Origin of the sequence: Helicobacter burdigaliensis, from assembly GCF_003670295.1 — a bacterium.
GTDB lineage: Bacteria > Campylobacterota > Campylobacteria > Campylobacterales > Helicobacteraceae > Helicobacter_D > Helicobacter_D burdigaliensis.
In genome coordinates, this window is sequence record NZ_QXJG01000001.1 from 106,691 (window position 1) to 122,040 (window position 15,350).

Genomic DNA, 15,350 nt, shown 5'->3' on the forward strand with positions numbered 1-15,350 from the left:
AGCATAATTTTTAGGTAAAATAATAAGAAGTTTTACTAATTTATCTAAAAGTAAGGAGAAATTGTGTTGAAAAATAAAAGATTAGTAGGGAAATTTTTTTGCTTTTTTTGCTTTTTTGCAACTTTTTTATATGCCTTAGAACCTAATAAAATACAAAGCTTGGAGGCAAATTTTATTCAAACTCTTACTTTGGAGGATAATCATAAAATCTCTTATGAGGGAAAAATATTTTTAAAAAGTCCTAAAAGTGCGTTGTGGCAATACACTTCACCTATTGTTAAAGAAGTTTATATTGAAGGAAATACTTTAATCATCTATGAACCAAAATTAGAACAAGCCACCTTTAGCACATTAAAAAAGGAACTTAATTTATTAACACTCCTTAAAGAAGCAAAAAAAATAGATACAAACCATTATGAAGCAACTTTGTCTAATCAAGTTTATTTTATAGAATTAAAAAATGATTTACCCTCCATTATTCGTTATACAGATGAATTAAATAATAAGGTAGAAATACAGCTAAAAGATACAAAAATCAATGAACTTAAAAATGAAAATATCTTTGATTTTACTCCTCCTAGTAATATAGATGTAATTTATCAATGAAAATGTAGATAAAAAATAAAGCGTATTTTAAAAACATTAAAATGAGTAAAAAACCCACAAAATATTATGAATTTTACTTAAAAAATTAAATTTTTTTTGACTTATTTTAAAATACTAGGCTAAAATAGAAGCATACATCTTTAATATTTTAAGGAGTTAAGCAATGGGAACTATTACGCTTATTAATAATGAAACAGGTGAAAAATTTGATTTTGATTTGATTGATTGCACAAGAGGTCCAAAAGCAGTAGATTTTAGCAAATTATTTGAACGCACAAATATTTTTTCTTATGATCCTGGATATGGCTCTACTGCAGGTTGTGAATCTACTATTAGCTATGTAGATGGTAAAAATGGAAAATTGCTCTATAAAGGGCAACCCATTGAAGAGATTGTGAATAAATATAAATTTAGCGATGTAGCAAAACTGCTAATTACAGGTGAAGCACCTAAAAATAAGCAAGAATCTGATGAATTTGATTTAGAGCTTAGACATCGCTCGTTTTTACATGAGGGGCTTATTAATATCTTTAGTGCTTTTCCAGATGGTGCACATCCTATGGCAAACTTAAGCTCAGCAGTAGCTGCACTTTCTACTTTTCATTTTGATCATAAAGAAATGGATGATGAAGATGATTATCAAACGATGGCAAGAAGAATCATTGCTAAAATTACGACTTTAGTAGCTTTTTCTTATCGTAATTCTATTGGAGCACCTTTTATTTATCCAGATATTAGTCGCTCTTATGTTGAAAACTTTCTTTATATGCTTAGAGCCTATCCTGGTGGAAAGCTAAAGCATACTCTAAGTGGTGAAGAAGAAATTACTCCTTTAGAAGTAGAAGCACTCGATAAAATCTTTATTCTTCATGCAGACCATGGGCAAAATGCCTCTACAACCACAGTGAGAAATGTAGCCTCAACCGGTGTGCATCCTTATGCTGCAATTTCAGCTGGAATCAACGCTCTTTGGGGACCAGCACATGGTGGAGCTAATGAAAAAGTTTTAGTGCAGCTTAATGAAATTGGTGATGTTAAAAATGTGGATAAATTCGTAGCAAAAGCTAAAGATAAAAATGATCCTTTTAGATTAATGGGATTTGGACATCGTGTATACAAAAGCTATGATCCAAGAGCTAAAGCCATTAAAGCCTTAAAAGATGAACTTAATGCAAAAGGCATTAAAATGAATGCGAGATTAAGTGAAATCGCAGAGAAATTAGAAGAAGTTGCATTGAGTGATGATTATTTCAAAGAAAGAAATCTTTATCCTAATGTGGATTTTTATAGTGGAATTATTTTAACAGCATTAAAGATTCCTGTGCCTCTTTTCACTCCTATGTTTGTGATTGGAAGAATGCCAGGATGGTGTGCGCAAGTGATGGAGCATATCAAAAATCCTCATGCTAGAATTACGCGTCCGCGTCAAGTTTATTTAGGAAAATAAAAAAAATAAGTAAAAAATAAGAAATAGGTAAGTATCCTTTTATCTATTCTAAGCTAGAATAAGGCCTTAAACTAAAAATATAAGGGATTATTCTATGCAAACCGCTTCTAATGTTTGGAATCTAAAAAGTTGGAGGGAAAAAGTAGCACTCCAACAGCCTACTTACACAAACCTACAAGAATTAAAACAAGTAGAAGAAAAATTAAGCAAACTTCCTCCTTTGGTATTTGCAGGGGAGGCAAGATCACTCAAAGCTCATTTAGCAAAAGTTGTTAAAGGAGAGGCATTTTTGCTTCAAGGGGGAGATTGTGCGGAGAGCTTTAGTGATTTTAATGCAATTAAAATCAGGGATCTTTTTAAAGTGATTTTGCAAATGGCTGTGGTTTTAACTTATGCTGGAGCTTGCCCTATTGTAAAAGTAGGGCGACTTGCAGGACAATTTGCAAAACCACGCTCTAGCGACTATGAAAGCATTAATGGGGTGAGTTTGCCAAGTTATCGGGGAGATATTATTAATTCTATTGAATTTAATGAAGATGCAAGAAGAGCTAACCCTCAAAGAATTTTAGAAGCTTATCATCAATCCGCTGCCACACTCAATCTTATTCGTGCTTTTGCACAAGGAGGACTTGCTGATTTAAATCAAGTGCAAAGATGGAATCTTAATTTTGCGAGTGGAAGTTCTAGTATGCGCTATCAAGAAATGGCACAAAAAATTAATGAAGCATTAGAATTTATGAAAGCTTGTGGTATAAGCTCTGAAAATACACCGATTTTAAGAGAAACAGAATTTTATACTTCTCATGAGGCATTGTTGTTAAATTATGAAGAGGCACTTACAAGACAAGATCACCTAACAGGGCAATGGTATGATTGTTCTGCACATATGTTATGGATTGGAGAGCGGACAAGAAATCTTGAAGGAGCACATTTAGAGTTTTTAAAAGGCGTTGGGAATCCTCTTGGAGTAAAAATTGGTCCAAATGCTACAAAAGAAGATATTTTAAGTATTTGTGATATTTTAAATCCTAATAATGAAGCAGGGCGTTTGAATTTCATCATTAGAATGGGGGCTAATACAATTTTAGAAAAACTTCCCAAACTTTTACAAAGTATTAAAGGAGAGGGCAGGGAGATTGTTTGGAGTATCGATCCTATGCATGGAAATACAACCAAAGCAAGTAGTGGCTATAAAACAAGGGCATTTGATGATATTTTAAGTGAGGTAAAAAGTTTTTTTGAAATTCATAGAGGTGAGGGAACTTATGCAGGTGGAGTGCATCTTGAAATGACGGGAGAAAATGTAACAGAGTGCATAGGAGGTATGCAAGCCATTACAGAAGAAAATTTAGGTTGTAACTATAATACACAATGTGATCCTAGATTAAATGCAAATCAAGCAATAGAACTTTCCTTTTTAATCGCTGATATTTTAAAACATAGAAAAATTTAAGGTAGATTTGTGGTAATTTACCACAAATCTGACTAATTTATTGCTTAATTATGCTTTATTTTATTAAAATTTTAAAATTTCATAAAAATTTGTTTAAATTTTCCTAAAAATTATGTTACAATTTCATAAATTTTTGCTGTAAGAGGAATTTTCAATGAGAATTTTGATAATAGAAGATGAAATTAGTTTAAATAAAACTATCACAGAAGGTTTGAATGAATTTAATTATCAAACCGATATTGCTGAAAATCTTAAAGATGGGGAATACTATATTAGTATTAGAAATTATGATTTAGTGCTTGTAGATTGGATGTTGCCAGATGGAAATGGTTTAGAGATTATTACGCAAATTAAAAATAAATCTCCAAGAACCGCTGTTATTGTGATTTCTGCTAGAGATGATGTGGAAAGTGAAGTGGCTGCGCTAAAAGGTGGAGCAGATGACTTTATGGCTAAGCCATTTGATTTTAATGTGCTTTTAGCAAGAATTGAAGCAAGACTTCGCTTTGGAGGAACAAATCTAATTGAGATTGAAGATTTGATTATCAATCCTGATGAAGAAAAGATTACCTACAAAGGACAAGAAATTGAGCTAAAAGGTAAGCCTTTTGAAGTTTTAACACATCTTGCAAGACATAGAGATCAAATTGTTTCTAAAGAGCAACTTTTAGATGCTATTTGGGAGGAGCCAGAGCTAGTAACTCCTAATGTGATTGAAGTAGCAATCAATCAGATTCGCCAAAAAATGGATAAGCCTCTAAGTATCGCTACCATAGAAACTGTTCGCCGTAGAGGATATAGATTTTGTTATCCAAAAGGAGCATAAGAGGGGATTATATACGACAGATTGTCGTCTCCTTTAGCTTACTCATCTTACTTTTTTCTTTCTCTCTTTATGCTTATATGAGAAACTCCCTTTATGCAGATGTCAGAAACGATATTTATAAAAATATAGATATAATTTTAAAAAGCAGTATTTCTTATAAAGTAGGGCAGGTTTTTTATATCCAAAAACCAAATATACTAAAAGATGAAAAACTAAGAGTAGAGATTTTAGGCATTCAAGAAACAAACAAGCTTCACAAAGAAACTACTTATAAAAAAAATCTTAATACTTTTTATGAAATAATTTTTCCTTATAAAAGCAATAAGGCTTTAAAAATCACTCAAAACATCACGCAAATGCATGATTTTTTGGATAAAATTTTGCTTAGCATTGTGATTGTTGGTTTTTTTAGTTTAATTTTAATTAAGCTTTTTGCTCTAGCGTTTTCAAATATCCTCTATAAGCCTATTTCAAAGCTTTCTCAATCTCTATCCACTCTAAAAGAAAGCAATTTAGAAAATATCAAAGAGGATAATCTACCCTTTGAATTTCAACCCCTCATTGCTTCTATTAACGAGCTTTTATTTAAAGTTAAAAACCATCTAAGCTATCAAAAACAGCTATTTATTGGCATAGCACATGAGCTTAAAACCCCACTTGCAGTTATGAAGACAAAATCAGAAGTTACTCTCCTAAAAGAAAGGGATAAAGAAAAATATATCGAATCTTTAAAAACTAATATTAAAAGCATTGATGAAATGAATGCGATTATTAAGACAATTTTGGAATTAGGCAGGCAAGAAAGTGCACAATTTGAAAAAACTAGCGATGTGGATATTATGAAAATCTTAAATGAAATTGCTGAAAATTTCAAAATCTTAGCACAAAAGGAACATAAAAATTTTCATTTTGAGCTAGAACCTAAAGAATTATTTGTAAATATTAAACCCACATTACTTACACAAATTGTGCAAAATTTCTTACAAAATGCTTTTAAATTCACTCCACGAAATAAGCAAATTGAATTTAAAAGTAAGCTTAATGCAGAAGGATTTTTACAAATTATTGTTTTAGATGAAGGATGTGGGCTTGATTGTGAGTTAGATAATATTTATGCACCTTTTAGGCGATCTGGGGATAAAAGTGGGGCAGGGCTTGGATTGTTTTTAGCTAAAAGTGCAGCAAATGCATTAGGGGGAAATATTACTTTACAAAATCGCAAAGACAAACAAGGTACCATTGCCACTTTCACACTTAGGGTGTTAAAATAAGACACTTATATATGCAAGGGGAGTTATTTTGAAAAATCCTTAATAGTTTGAAAATTATAGTTTTCAATACTAAATTAAGATTTTTTAGATATAATACGCTAATATTAATATTTATGCTTTATTCTTAATCTTAATTAAGTTTAAATATATTAAAGGTTTTAAAATGCGTTATCCCATAGATTTTAAAGATGAATTCTCTAAAAATTTACTTTTTTGGCTAGAACGCTTTATTTATCACAAGCTAAATAGTCTATCCAATCATCAAGTTGATGACAAAAAAGAAATTATTAAAAGCTTAGAAGCTTTGCGTAAAGGCACACAAGATATTCAGCATCTGCAAGAAGTATGCAAACAATGCAGAAATGCGGGTCTAATAGGAATTAATACCTATATTAATCCTCTTTTGAAACTTTATGATTATCTTACATATCTAGGTTTAGCTTCTTTAAAAGAAGTGGATGAAGAGATGCTAAGAGAATTTTTGACAATCCATACAAGCTCCCTAACAGACGCTAGTAAAAAGAACTATCGCATTGCGGTGATTAATTTTTTTGGCTTTATAGACAAACAAAATGAAGAAGAAGATGGAACTTCACATATTTTTAGAATTGAACTTAAAAATTGGGGTGGATTGCGCGGTAAAAGCGGACAAAAACTTCCTGCTTATATGAATGAAGAAGAAGTAAGTAAGTTTTTAGCAGGTATTGATAGTTTTCCTTTTAAAGGACAGGATTTAGCCTATCGCAATCGCCTTTTATTAAAGACAATCATCTATACAGGTATTCGTGTAAGTGAAGCGTTGAATCTAAAAATAAAAGATTTAATGCTAGATAAGGAATTTTATGTGCTTCAAGTGCGTGGAAAGGGTAATAAGCCCCGTGTCGTAATGATAAAGGCCAAAAATATTCAAACAGATTTAAGTGGATATTTAAATGGAAGAATGGATACAAAGGATAATGATTTTCTTTTTTGTAACCATAAAGGAGGGAAGCTTACACAAGCTTATGTAAGTCGCGTTGTAGAGCAAGTTTTGCTTACAAATGGCATCAGAAAAGAAAAAAATGGAGCACATATGCTAAGACATACCTTTGCTACCCTACTCTATCAAAAAAGTCAAGATTTAGTTTTAGTGCAAGAAGCATTGGGGCACGCTAGCTTAGATACTTCAAGAATTTATACACATTTTGATAAAAAAAGATTAAAAGCTACGACAGAAATTATGCCTTAAACAATGTATTAAAGTAGCAATAAATAATTATTGCTACTTAAAACTTAAGGCTTTACAAATAAAACAGAGCTTGCTTTATCTTCTCCATAAATAGGGGCTAAAGTTTGTTGATAGGCTTCTTGCATAAAGCCATTTTCATTAAGAGTTTTAATTTCTTTATTGAGCCATTCTAGCAATTCTTTATCACCCTTTTTGACAGCAGGAGCAATCACATCCTCTTCTCCTAGCTTAGAGATTCCAACGCTATAACCTTCATTTTCTTTTGCCCAAGCATAGACTAAAAGGTTATCATGTGCTAAAGCCTCACCTCTACCATCTTTAAGGGCTAAAAATGCCTCTGTATTTTGATCGTATTTTACAAGTTCAATTTCTGGATGATTTTTACTAAAATAAAAATCTGCTGTTGTTCCTTTATTGACAATTAACTTTTTACCTGCTAAATCTTTTAAATCTTTAATATTTCCATTCTTAGAAACTACTCCTAAAGCTACTTTCATATAAGGGGTAGCAAAATCCACTACTTCTTCTCTTTCTTTAGTTTTTGTAAAGTTTGCCATAATAATATCTACTTTAGAGCTTTTTAGGAACTCTACCCTACTTGCAGCTTCTACTAATTCAAATTTAACTTTATTTTCATCGCCTAGTAAATCTTTAGCAATTCTTTTGGCAATATATACATCAAAGCCATCATTTTTACCTTCTTTATTTACAAAGCCAAAAGGAGGTTTATCGCTAAAAACACCAATAGTTACAATGCCTTTTTGCTTAATTTTTTCTAGCGTATTTTTGTTCTCTTGATTGTTGCTAGCACAACTTACAAAAACAATTCCTGCTAACGCTAAAATAAAACCTAAAATCAACTTTCTCATTAAAACAACCTTAAATAAAAATTTTACTCGCCTATTTTATCAAGAAAAACTTTTATTTTTAGGTTTTAGAAGTCAAAAACACTTAAAAATTTTTGAGCCCTTTTGCTTTTTGGGTGGGAAAAAAACTCCTCTGGCTCCGATATTTCCGCTATTTCTCCTTTATCAAAAAACACAATGGTATCTGCTACATTTTGTGCAAATTTCATCTCATGCGTAACAAGTATCATTGTTAAACCCTGACTTGCTAATTCTCTAATTACCTCTAAAACCTCTTTTACCATTTCTGGATCTAAAGAAGCGGTAACTTCATCAAATAAAATCATTTCAGGATTCATACATAAAGCCCTTATAATAGCCACTCTTTGCTTTTGTCCCCCGCTTAAATTTCTAGGATAAAAATCTTTTTTATCTTCTAGCCCTACCCTTTTTAAAAGTTCTAGTGCTTGTTTATGCACTTCTTCTTTTGAGCGTTTTTGCACTTTTATGGGAGCTAGAGAAATATTATCTATCACATTTAAATGCGGAAATAATTCATAGTTTTGAAAAACCATACCAATTTTTTGCCTTAATTTACTCCAATTAGTTTTTATGTCGCCACAAATTAGTTCCCTTTTGAAATAAATCTCTCCCCCACTAATTTCTTCCAATCCATTAATACAACGCAAAAATGTGCTTTTACCACAACCGCTAGGGCCTAAAATCGCACATACTTCTCCTTTTTTGACTTTAAGTGATATATCTTTTAAAATTTTATGCTCTCCAAAGTTCTTTTTTAAATGTTTAACTTCTAATAAGACTTCATTTTCAATATGATGCGACAAATTAACTCCTTGCTATAATCTTTTTTCTAATTTGCTAGACAACAACGAAAGAGGATAGCATAAGAAAAAATATGCTAAAAATACTCCTCCATAAACCCAAAAGCTAGCAAGAGGTTCTTCTAAAATATTATTTTCAATAATTTGTTGCCCCACTTTTAGCAAATCACTTACACCTATTAGAGCCGCCAGTGAAGTTGTTTTTATCATTCTTGTAAAAAGATTCACCAAAGAAGGGAGCAAACGCTTAAGTGCTTGTGGAAAAAGAATAAAAATTTGTATTTTAATCTCTCCTAAACCTAATGCCCTTGCACTTTCAATTTGATGTTTTGGCAAGCTGCTAATTGCCCCTCTTACTAAATCCCCCATTTCAGCAATACCCCAAAGGCTAAAAACAAAAATACAAGCCCCCACTGCATTAAAACTTATAAAAGACGATAGCCCAAAATACACAATAAAAAGCCAGGCTAAGACAGGAATAATTCTAATAGCTTCTAAATAAAAATTACAAAGAAATCTAATGATGAAATTGTTTGTATTCATTAAATAACCAAAAATAAATCCAAAAATACAAGAAAAAATAATGGATATAAATGAAATTTTAAAAGTGATTAAAATTCCTTGCATTAGGCGTTTGATATTTTGCAAATCTAATAGAATTTCCATTTATAGCCTTTGCTTATATTGTTTTTCTAAATAAGAAAATAAAAAGGAGATGGGTAAAAGCACAATCAAATAACACAAAATCAATAAGAAAAAGGCTTCATTTGTCTTACTATAAGTCCCTATAATATCCTTTGTAACATATAAAATATCAGGCAAGGCGATTGCCGTAACTACGGAAGTTTCTTTGAGTAGAAAAATTATATTTGCCCCAATATAGGGCAAACTTACAACGAGTGCTTGAGGCAATGTGATAAAAAATAGAATTTGAAAAGTTTTTAAACCTAAGCTTTTAGCTGATTCAATTTGAACTTTACTGATAGCTTCAAAACCTGCACGAAAGGATTCTGCCATATAGCTTCCCCCTAAAAAAACCACAGCGCAAATCGCACAAGTATATGCTTCTAGTTTTAAGCCAAGACGCGAAAGTCCATAATAAATAAAAAATAGCTGGATAAGCATGGGGGTATTGCGTGAGACTTCTACATAGATATTTGCAATTGTTTTTAAAAATCTAATTTTATGATATTGAATCAATGCTATAAAAAAGCCAAAAATAATGGCCAAAACTATCCCAAAAAAAGAAAGATGGATAGTTAGCCACAATGCTTTGCTAAAAGCTGGAATGGATTGTAAGATAAACTCCCAATCAAACAAAATTTACCCCTCAAAAACTAATGTAAAAAATGCCTTACTCCACTAAAATATAGGGATATTCCAAGCTCATTTGCACAAACAATTACTTCATCATCTCTAATGCTACCACCCGGCTCAATAATAGCACTTACTCCCGCTTTATAGGCTTCTTCTATGCTATCTTTAAAAGGGAAAAAGGCTTCACTAGCTAAAACACAGCCTTTTAAATCTAGTCCCATTTCTTGTGCTTTTCTAATGGCACTTTTAGCAGCATCTACTCGGCTTGTCATGCCCATACCTACTGCTACCATAGCATTATTTTTTACATAAACGACACAATTAGATTTTACCAAAGATGCTACCTTATAAGCAATCTCTAAATCTCTTTTTTGTTCTTGTGTAGCTTCTAGTTTGCTTACACATTTTGCTTCTTTTACTTCATTTTCCCCTACTCTATCACTTTCTTGTAATACAAAGCCACCTTCAATGTGTCTAAAATCATATTTGTCTTTAGGAAAGTTCAAATATTTACCACCGCATACAAAAATTTTAATTTTCTTTTTATTTTCAAATACTTTTAATGCTTCATCGGTAATGCTTGGGGCTACTAACACTTCAATAAAAATTTTATTAATTTCTTCTGCTAAATCTTTGTTGATTTCTCCATTTACTGCCACTACACCACCATAGGCAGAAACGCTATCGCATTTTAGTGCTTCTTTATAAGAATCTAAAAGTGTTTCTTTAATGGCAAATCCACAAGGATTTGCATGCTTTACAATGCAAACTGCTGGAGATTCTCCAAAGCTTGAAGCAATTTTTACTGCATTATTAATATCGGTTAAATTATTAAAACTAATTTCACCTTTTAGAGTTTTGAATTCTTTAGAATAAAATTCATTAAACTCATAATAAGCACCCTTTTGATGAGGATTTTCTCCATAACGCGTAGGCGATACTAGATTTCCACAAATAAAATGTTTATTTCCAAAACCACCCTTAAAACGCTCATTCATATAATTTGCGATAGTGCTATCATAACTTGCAGTATGTTCATAAGCTTTTATCATCATTTCTTGGCGAAATTCTAAAGTATTTTCACCCTTTTTTAGACGCTCTATTACTCTGCTATAATCTTTAGAATCTGTAACAATCAAAACAGATTTAAAATTTTTAGCTGCAGCCCTAACCATTGAAGGACCACCTATATCAATATTTTCAATAATTGTGTCAAAATCTTCTGTTTTTTCTATCGTTTCTTTAAAAGGATAAAGATTAACGCACACTAAAGAAATATCTTTTATGCCAAATTCTTGAGCTTTTGCCACATCTTCTTTGAGTTCTCTTCTATGTAAAATCCCTCCATGGATTTTTGGGTGCAAAGTTTTTACCCTACCATCAAACATCTCTGGACTTTGTGTATAGCCACTCACATCTAATACTTCTAAACCATTTTTTTGCAATGTTTTTAGCGTCCCACCTGTGGATAAAATCTCATATCCAAGCTCTATCAAATCTTTTGCAAACGCAACAATTCCACTTTTATCACTCACACTTAAAAGTGCTGTCATTTTACTTCCTCATTGTTAAAATAATTTTTAGATTATAGCAAATCAAACTTTACTTAGTTTAAAAAACATCCACACACCACTTAAGGCCAACAATAAAATAGGTCCTAAAATGCTAATTTCGGGTTGTAAAAAACCACTCATAGAAAGTCTAGAAAACCCAAAGAAAATTCCCCAAACCACCAATACTATTAAAATCATACCCAAAGCATTTGCCATTAGATTGCAATAGCGATTAGAATTTGGAACAAAATAAGCTAAAATTACCATAATTAAAGGAGCAAAAAAAGGAAAAAATACCAAAGAATACAAAACGCCACGCATTTTTTGCGTATTAATTTCTTGATTTTTTAATAGAAATATTGCCTCATAAGCATCTAAAATAGACATACCATTTTCTAGTTCATAAATACTATCTAAAATCTTAGGTCTAAATCCGCTAAGTATCTTGTATTCTGTTTGCTCTTCTATATTAAGGGGGGTTTTGCCTAGTTGTAATGTATTGTTTATTTGCTCAATCTTTACATTTTCTAAAATCCATTCATTGTTGGAAAAAGTAGCTTTAGGAGATTCCAAAATACACTCTAACTCAGTGCCTTCTTTATTGAATTCATAAACTTTGATATTTTCTGCACTTTTTAAAAAAGGAAAAATTCGCCCAAAATAAACATAGGAATTGTCATATTTTACAAAAAGATCTTTTTTAAAATCTCCTAAGAATCCTTGATCTACAATCATATCAATTCTTTCTTTTGCATAAGTAAAAGGAGTAAAGTTTAACAAAATATAAAAACAAGTAATCAAAAATGCACTTATAAAAACTGGAATAAAAAGTCTAATTTTTGTATAACCTAATGCCAAAAAAGCTGTAAATTGTGAATTTTTAACAAGAGTGAGAAAAAGCACAATTTGTGCAAGTATTAAAGCAAGAGGTAAAATAAAATTACTAGCATACAAAAAATCATAAAAAATCAACAAAACCATTAAATTTGCAGAATTTGGCAATCTATCAAGATATTTTGCTAAATCTACAACCACAAAAAAACATTCTAAAGATACAAAAAAAATCAAAAAATATTTTAGATACAAATAAGTCAAATAACGATTAAAAAGTTTCATTGTTTCTCATTTTTAGCATTGATTGTAAAAAAAGCACTTACTTTACTTGCTAAATCTTGTGGATTTTCTAGTTTTACTATTTCTTTGATTGCTTTTAAGCAATGTAAAATTAATTCTTGTTGTTCTTGTTGTTCTGTGTAAGTAAAATCTTCTAAAACCCAATGGATTATCTTCTCTTTTTGTGTGGGCTTACCTATGCCATAACGCAAACGATAATAAGAGTTCCCACAAAGTGAATCTATAGATTTTAACCCATTATGCCCTCCACTGCTTCCACCAAATTTAAACTTAATGCTTCCTATCGGTAAATCTAATTCATCATGCAAAACAAGAATATTTTGTATTTTAAAAAAGTTTTTTACAGCCAAAACAGATTTTCCAGATAAGTTCATAAAAGTATTGGGTTTTAAAAGAAGAAGCTTGGAAGTTTTATAAAGTTCTCCCAAAAAATCTTTGTTAGATACTTTAGTAGCCTTTAAATCATCTACTAAAGCATCTATAATTTTAAAGCCTATATTGTGGCGATTGTTTTCGTATTTGCTACCAGGATTCCCTAAACCAACAATCAAAAACATTTCAAAAAACTAGCGAGATTTTACCACACCCACGATAGCAACATCATCACGCTCTACGATTTTAACACCCTCATTTTGTGGTAAATCACGCACTAAAACTACATCACCTACATCTAAATCACTTACATTGATTTCATATTCTTTTGGTAATTTTTCGGGCGCTGCTTTTACTTTAATTCTCTTTTTAGAAAGTATTAAAGCACCTTTATTTTTCAATCCTTTAGGTGTTCCAACACATCTTACTTTCACAGAATATTTTGCCTCAATACCTTGTTGTGCTAACATTAAATCCACATGGATAATTTCACTTGTGATTGGATCTTTTTGGTATTCTTGAATAACCACAGGATATTCATTTTTAGCAACTTCAACATTAAAAATCAAATCTGTTTTGTTTTTAACTTCACGAATAAAATCATTTCTCTTAAAAGCACAATGGATATTTTCTTTGCCTTTACCATAAATGTTGGCAATTAGATAACCATTTTTTCTTAACTGCTTCACTTCAGCTTTTGAAATACTCTCTCTAATTATTCCGCTTAACATTTTTCTTCCTTAAATAGTAAAATAAAAGTGCTAATTATATCTTTTTTTGTTGAAAACTACTTTAATTAAAGGTTTTTTAAAATTTTTGCAAATGCTACTTTAAAATCCTCTAAACCTTGCTCTATAAGCTCTTTACATACCAAATTTAGATCAATGCCTATTTCTTTTACATTTTTAAAATATTCTTCCAATTCTTCAAGAGTTGGCAAATAAGCTTCTTTTGGTTCTCCTGTCTGCATAAAAGCTTCAATAGTATGCAAAGGTGCTGTATTAATAGAATGGGTATGATAGAGTTCTTTGATATAATAACTAGGTTCTAATTCATCCCCCTTTACCCCTGTGCTTGCAAAAAGCGTTCTTACACAAGGAAGTTCATAATTATTGATAATATGATAAAGATATTGAGCATTTTTAACCCCTAAAGTGGCTGTTGGAAGATTATGATCTTTTAAAATCTTATCACATTTCCTATCTAAGCGTGATACAAATACGCTCACGACTGCCCTTGGATAGTCTTTTATTGCTTTATTGCTTTGTTCTTTTAAAATCTCATACCCTTTTTTAAAAGCTTCCATACAAGCAATGGTTTGCTCTTTAGTAAAAACTAAAGTAGCATTCACAGAAATTCCTTTGGAAATTAAAACCTCCATAGCTTCATAACCTGCCTTAGTTGCAGGTATTTTAATCATAACATTAGGGTAATTAATTTCTTTAAATAGTCTTTCTCCCTCTTCTATGGTTGCTTTAGCTTCATCACAAAGATTAGGATCCACTTCTAAGCTTACATAACCATCATTGGGATTATTGTTAAAAAGAGGTAATAAAATTTCTGCAGCTCTTTGAATATCGCTCTTTGCTAATGTTTCATAGATTTCTTTTTTATTTTTACCCTTTAGCTCTTCTTTTTGTTTTTTATAGCTATCCTTGCTAAGTGCTTGTTGGAAGATGATAGGATTGCTAGTAGCACCTTTAATAACATCTCCTTTAATCATTTGAATAAAACCTTTTTCTAAAAACTCTCTTTCAATAAAATCACACCATAAAGAAAATGAAAAATTATTTGACATTGTTACTCCTTAAATATATTCTTTAATAAGAGATAAATCTTTCTTATCTACAATAATATTGGCAGCCTTTTTTAATACATCTTTAGCACAAAATGCCACGCGTTTATAGGCGTATTGAAACATAGAAATATCATTAGCTCCATCGCCCACTACGATAGTATCTTCATAGCTAACACCTAGTAAAGATTGAATTTTATTAAGCATTCTACCCTTAGAGTAAGAAAACATCATCTCTCCTCCAACCGAACCTGTTAGAAATCCATGATTGTGATGCAGAGTGTTACTAAAATGAATATCATAGCCTAGTGCCTTTCTACCTGCACACACTCCCTCATCAAATCCACCACTAAAGACTACAACTTTATAATCTTTTTCTTTAAGCGCACTAATAAGCTCCTTTGCTCCTTGATTATAAGTGAGATTCTCACAAACCTCTAAAACAAGTTTTAAGGGCATACCCTCTAGTGTAGCTACACGCCTTTTTAAGCTATGATAAAAATCCAAATCACCATTCATTGCTTCTTTTGTGATTTTTCTTACCTCTTCAAAACTTCCATGCGCTTTTGCTAAAAGATCAATGGTCTCTCCATCCATTAGAGTAGAATCAAAGTCAAATACAGCTAATTTCAAAATTATCCTTTTAGTTTTTCATACATTA

Annotated in this window: 16 protein-coding genes; 6 read left to right on the forward strand and 10 right to left on the reverse strand. The window is 31.2% G+C overall.

From position 1 onward, the window contains the following. Positions 1-63: 63 nt before the first annotated feature. From lolA to EBF09_RS00555, 6 genes are all read left to right on the forward strand, one after another. Positions 64-606 carry a LolA-like outer membrane lipoprotein chaperone gene (lolA, locus tag EBF09_RS00530; RefSeq protein ID WP_157978151.1) on the forward strand — a complete coding sequence of 181 codons (543 nt, stop codon included), beginning with the start codon at positions 64-66 and terminating at the stop codon, positions 604-606. A 163-nt stretch (positions 607-769) separates the two neighbouring features. After that, positions 770-2,053, forward strand: coding sequence for a citrate synthase (locus EBF09_RS00535; protein ID WP_121763198.1), 1,284 nt, complete (start codon positions 770-772; stop codon positions 2,051-2,053). Between the two features lie 94 nt (positions 2,054-2,147). Beyond that, positions 2,148-3,506 carry a class II 3-deoxy-7-phosphoheptulonate synthase gene (locus EBF09_RS00540; RefSeq protein ID WP_121763199.1) on the forward strand — a complete coding sequence of 453 codons (1,359 nt, stop codon included), beginning with the start codon at positions 2,148-2,150 and terminating at the stop codon, positions 3,504-3,506. A 154-nt stretch (positions 3,507-3,660) separates the two neighbouring features. Further along, a complete protein-coding gene (hsrA, locus tag EBF09_RS00545) occupies positions 3,661-4,332 on the forward strand; it encodes a homeostatic response regulator transcription factor HsrA (RefSeq protein ID WP_111228874.1) in 672 nt (223 codons plus the stop codon). Next, on the forward strand, positions 4,311-5,603 hold the full coding sequence (locus EBF09_RS00550; protein WP_232817595.1) for a sensor histidine kinase: 1,293 nt from the start codon (positions 4,311-4,313) through the stop codon (positions 5,601-5,603). Before hsrA ends, EBF09_RS00550 begins: the two co-directional genes overlap by 22 nt. A 163-nt stretch (positions 5,604-5,766) precedes the next feature. Continuing rightward, a complete protein-coding gene (locus tag EBF09_RS00555) occupies positions 5,767-6,831 on the forward strand; it encodes a tyrosine-type recombinase/integrase (protein WP_121763200.1) in 1,065 nt (354 codons plus the stop codon). A 44-nt stretch (positions 6,832-6,875) separates the two neighbouring features. Here EBF09_RS00555 and EBF09_RS00560 read toward each other — a convergent pair whose 3' ends face one another. The 10 genes from EBF09_RS00560 to serB all read right to left on the reverse strand — a co-directional run bounded on the left by EBF09_RS00560 (position 6,876) and on the right by serB (position 15,322). Further along, positions 6,876-7,700 carry a cysteine ABC transporter substrate-binding protein gene (locus EBF09_RS00560; RefSeq protein ID WP_121763201.1) on the reverse strand — a complete coding sequence of 275 codons (825 nt, stop codon included), beginning with the start codon at positions 7,698-7,700 and terminating at the stop codon, positions 6,876-6,878. A 65-nt stretch (positions 7,701-7,765) separates the two neighbouring features. Further along, positions 7,766-8,521, reverse strand: a complete 756-nt coding sequence (locus tag EBF09_RS00565) for an amino acid ABC transporter ATP-binding protein (protein ID WP_121763202.1) — start codon at positions 8,519-8,521, stop codon at positions 7,766-7,768. Positions 8,522-8,533: 12 nt separating this feature from the next. Further along, positions 8,534-9,184 (reverse strand): amino acid ABC transporter permease, encoded by a 651-nt coding sequence (locus tag EBF09_RS00570; protein WP_121763203.1) that lies wholly within the window; start codon positions 9,182-9,184, stop codon positions 8,534-8,536. Beyond that, positions 9,185-9,838, reverse strand: a complete 654-nt coding sequence (locus EBF09_RS00575) for an amino acid ABC transporter permease (RefSeq protein ID WP_121763204.1) — start codon at positions 9,836-9,838, stop codon at positions 9,185-9,187. Positions 9,839-9,855: 17 nt separating this feature from the next. Next, the gene (gene purH / locus EBF09_RS00580) at positions 9,856-11,388 is read right to left on the reverse strand and encodes a bifunctional phosphoribosylaminoimidazolecarboxamide formyltransferase/IMP cyclohydrolase (RefSeq protein WP_121763205.1); all 1,533 of its coding nucleotides are present in this window, start codon (positions 11,386-11,388) and stop codon (positions 9,856-9,858) included. A 42-nt stretch (positions 11,389-11,430) separates the two neighbouring features. Beyond that, positions 11,431-12,504 (reverse strand): LptF/LptG family permease, encoded by a 1,074-nt coding sequence (locus EBF09_RS00585; RefSeq protein ID WP_121763206.1) that lies wholly within the window; start codon positions 12,502-12,504, stop codon positions 11,431-11,433. Continuing rightward, positions 12,501-13,079 (reverse strand): aminoacyl-tRNA hydrolase, encoded by a 579-nt coding sequence (gene pth, locus EBF09_RS00590; protein ID WP_121763207.1) that lies wholly within the window; start codon positions 13,077-13,079, stop codon positions 12,501-12,503. The genes EBF09_RS00585 and pth overlap by 4 nt, the downstream gene beginning before the upstream one ends. Positions 13,080-13,088: 9 nt before the next feature. Continuing rightward, positions 13,089-13,625: a 50S ribosomal protein L25/general stress protein Ctc gene (locus EBF09_RS00595; RefSeq protein WP_121763208.1), complete on the reverse strand. Its 537-nt coding sequence runs from the start codon at positions 13,623-13,625 to the stop codon at positions 13,089-13,091. A gap of 65 nt (positions 13,626-13,690) precedes the next feature. Beyond that, entirely contained in the window at positions 13,691-14,692 is a 1,002-nt protein-coding gene (locus EBF09_RS00600; protein WP_121763209.1) for a transaldolase, read from the reverse strand. A 9-nt stretch (positions 14,693-14,701) separates the two neighbouring features. Beyond that, entirely contained in the window at positions 14,702-15,322 is a 621-nt protein-coding gene (gene serB, locus EBF09_RS00605) for a phosphoserine phosphatase SerB (RefSeq protein WP_121763210.1), read from the reverse strand. Between the last annotated feature and the right edge of the window lie 28 nt (positions 15,323-15,350).